This window comes from Brevundimonas sp. (assembly GCF_036405315.1).
Taxonomy (GTDB): Bacteria; Pseudomonadota; Alphaproteobacteria; order Caulobacterales; family Caulobacteraceae; genus Brevundimonas.
Window position 1 is genome coordinate 1 of record NZ_DASWXW010000154.1, and the last position, 2,827, is coordinate 2,827.

Sequence of the window (2,827 nt, forward strand, 5' to 3'; positions counted from 1 at the left end):
GGTCGTGACCCTGCTGATCGACAACTCGGGCTCGATGCGCGGGCGGCCGATCATGGTGGCGGCGGTCTGCGCCGACATCCTGGCGCGGACGCTGGAGCGGTGCGGGGTCAAGGTCGAGATCCTGGGCTTCACCACCCGCGCGTGGAAGGGCGGCCAGAGCCGCGAGGCCTTGATCAGCGCCGGAAAGCCGGCCAATCCGGGACGCCTGAACGACCTGCGCCACATCATCTACAAGTCGGCCGATGCGCCCTGGCGCCGGGCCAAGAAGAACCTGGGCCTGATGATGCGCGAGGGCCTGCTGAAGGAGAACATCGACGGCGAGGCCCTGACCTGGGCGCATGAACGGCTTCTGGGCCGGACCGAGTCGCGCCAGATCCTGATGGTCATTTCCGACGGCTCGCCGGTGGATGACTCGACGCAGTCGGCCAACGCCGCCCTCTATCTGGACAAGCATCTGCGTCAGGTGATCGAGCAGATCGAGACCAGGAGCCCCGTCGAACTGATCGCCATCGGCATCGGCCACGACGTGACCCGCTGGTATCGCCGGGCCGTCACCATCGTCGACGTCGAGCAACTGGCCGGGGTCATGACCGAAAAGCTGGCCGAGCTGTTCGAGGCCAAGCCCAAGACGGTGACGAAAGCGCCCCCCAGGACCTTGGGGAAGCGCGCGGCGTGAATCGACGGGTCTATGTCGCGGCGCTGGCGGCGCTGACGCTGGCGGCCTGCGCCAGCGCGGTCGTGACCTCGCGGCCGTGGACGCCGACGGTCGAGATCGACGGCTGGACGCCGGCCGAGGCCTCGACCCGCGCGGTCGGTCTGGGCTGGCCGGGCGGCGCCGTGCTGGCCCGGGGCGTGCGTTACGCCGGCGGGGTGAGCCTGCAGGCTGATGCGGGCTCGCCGCTGCACAGCCTGTCGGACCTGAAGCTGACCGGCGACGGGGGCTTCATCAGCGTGTCCGACGTGGGCGATCTGGCGCGCGGAACCCTGGCGCTGGATGGGCGCGGGCGGCTGATCGGGCTGGAGGGCTTGAGCGTGCGTCGCCTGAGCCTGACCGACGGGACGCCGATCAGCCGCAAGGCCGAGGGGGACGCCGAGGGACTGGCGATCACCACCGGCGGCGACCTGCTGGTCAGCTTCGAGCGCGACCATCGCATCTGGAACTATGGGCCGCTGACGGCGCTGCGGGCGCCGCGGGCCGTGTCGCGGCCGGACTTCCCCTTCGCCGAGAACGACGGGATGGAGGGGCTGGCGGCGTCGGGCGACGGCTGGCGGGTCTCGGGCGAAGCGGGCGGGACCTGGGACTGTTCGCCCGCGCGCTGCGCCGTCGTGACGGCGGCGCCGGAGACGCCGCTGGCGGAGAGCGACTATCGCATCACCGGCATGGACCGCGATCCGGCGGGCGGATGGTTTGTGGTGCAGCGATCCTATCGGGTCCCTGTCGATGTGCGGGCGCGGGTCCGGCGCATGGCGCAGGACGGGACCCTGGGGCCGGTTCTGGTCGAGCTGAAGCTGCCGGGGACGACGGATAATTTCGAGGGGATCGCGGCCGAGCGGCGCGGCGACCGGACGCGGCTCTACATCCTGTCCGACGACAATTTCAACGCCGTGCAGCGGACGATGATGCTGGCGTTTGACGTGAACTAGAATTCTCCCTCGCCTTTATGGGGAGGGTGGCTGACGCGGAGCGTCAGACGGGTGGGGGCGCTTTCGCTGAACAAACGCCGCGCCCGGCATCACCACGCCCTCCCCACCCGGTCGCTGCGCGACCACCCTCCCCATGAAGGGGAGGGAGAGACGCCGGGATCAGATCCGTTCGCTGATCTTGATGGCGGCCTTGCAGCCGACCTTGATGACGCTGCTGAGCAGGCGGTAGGCGGGAGCTTCGCGGCTGCCGTGCGCGATGGCGTGGTCGTGGTGGGCCAGTTCCTCGTCGCGGAACTTCGTCAGCTCGGCGGCCAGTTCGGGGTCGCGCTCGCGGACCTCCTCGATCTGGTCGGCGTAGTGCTTTTCGATGACGTTCTCGACCGCCTCGGTGCAGGCGTGGGCGGCCTTTTCCGAGATCAGGGCGGTGCCGGCGCCGAGGGCCGTGGCGGCCAGCTTCCACAGCGGGATCATGGCCGTGGGGCGAACGCGGTTCTCGGTCAGCAGGGCCTCGAAGCGGGCCAGGTGGACCGCCTCGTGCCCCTCCATCTCGGTCAGGTCGGCGGCGATGGCGGACTTGCCCTTGCGGCCTTCCAGCACGGCGCGCGGGGCGCGGTAGATATGGACGGCGGCGAACTCGCCCGCGTGGTCGACGCGCAGCATTTCCGCCATGCGGACGCGGGTCTGGCCCACGCCGGGACGCGGCAGGGGGATGCGGCGGGCGGCGGCGACGGTGTCGGATGCGTCAGTCATGATCGCCTCTTCTTAAACCTTCGGCGCGCGCGCGTCCTTGGGACGTTTCGCCGCCAGCAGGCTGAAGACGGCCAGCGCCAGGGAGATGAGGAAGTTCCAGCCGGCCATCGAGACGCCGAACAGGCTCCACGGCACATCGCCGCAGCCGACGATGGGCTTCATCTCGGCCGTGCCGTCAGCCAGGGCGGCCAGGCCGCTGAGGTCGATGGTGGTCGAGGGGACGGCCGAACAGGTGGCGGGCAGATCCCACCACTTCAGCTCGCCGCCCGCGTGGAAGCCCGCGGTGATCGCGCCGGTGAAGAAGACGGCGGCCAGCAGGAAGGAGGCGATGCGCGGCGTGCCGCGGCTGGCGCGGCTGAACACGGCCCAGAAGGTGGCGGCCCCGGCGATGGCCACGGCGGCCCAATAGACCTCGCGCTGCTTGAGGCAGAGG

4 protein-coding genes are annotated in these 2,827 nt (G+C 70.4%); 2 read left to right on the forward strand and 2 right to left on the reverse strand.

Going from position 1 to position 2,827, the window contains the following annotated elements:
- The coding region (locus tag VGE49_RS09520; protein WP_414643629.1) for a cobaltochelatase CobT-related protein at nucleotides 1–676 on the forward strand (676 nt) is incomplete at its 5' end.
- Complete coding sequence (locus VGE49_RS09525; protein WP_331034322.1) at nucleotides 673–1,644, forward strand: esterase-like activity of phytase family protein; 972 nt, start codon at nucleotides 673–675, stop codon at nucleotides 1,642–1,644. The genes VGE49_RS09520 and VGE49_RS09525, both read left to right, overlap by 4 nt.
- A gap of 159 nt (nucleotides 1,645–1,803) precedes the next feature.
- Here VGE49_RS09525 and VGE49_RS09530 read toward each other — a convergent pair whose 3' ends face one another.
- Together VGE49_RS09530 and VGE49_RS09535 are read right to left on the reverse strand one after the other, a co-directional pair.
- The gene (locus VGE49_RS09530) at nucleotides 1,804–2,394 is read right to left on the reverse strand and encodes a demethoxyubiquinone hydroxylase family protein (protein WP_331034323.1); all 591 of its coding nucleotides are present in this window, start codon (nucleotides 2,392–2,394) and stop codon (nucleotides 1,804–1,806) included.
- Nucleotides 2,395–2,406: 12 nt separating this feature from the next.
- A partial coding sequence (locus VGE49_RS09535) for a disulfide bond formation protein B (RefSeq protein ID WP_331034324.1) occupies nucleotides 2,407–2,827 on the reverse strand: 421 nt, incomplete at its 5' end.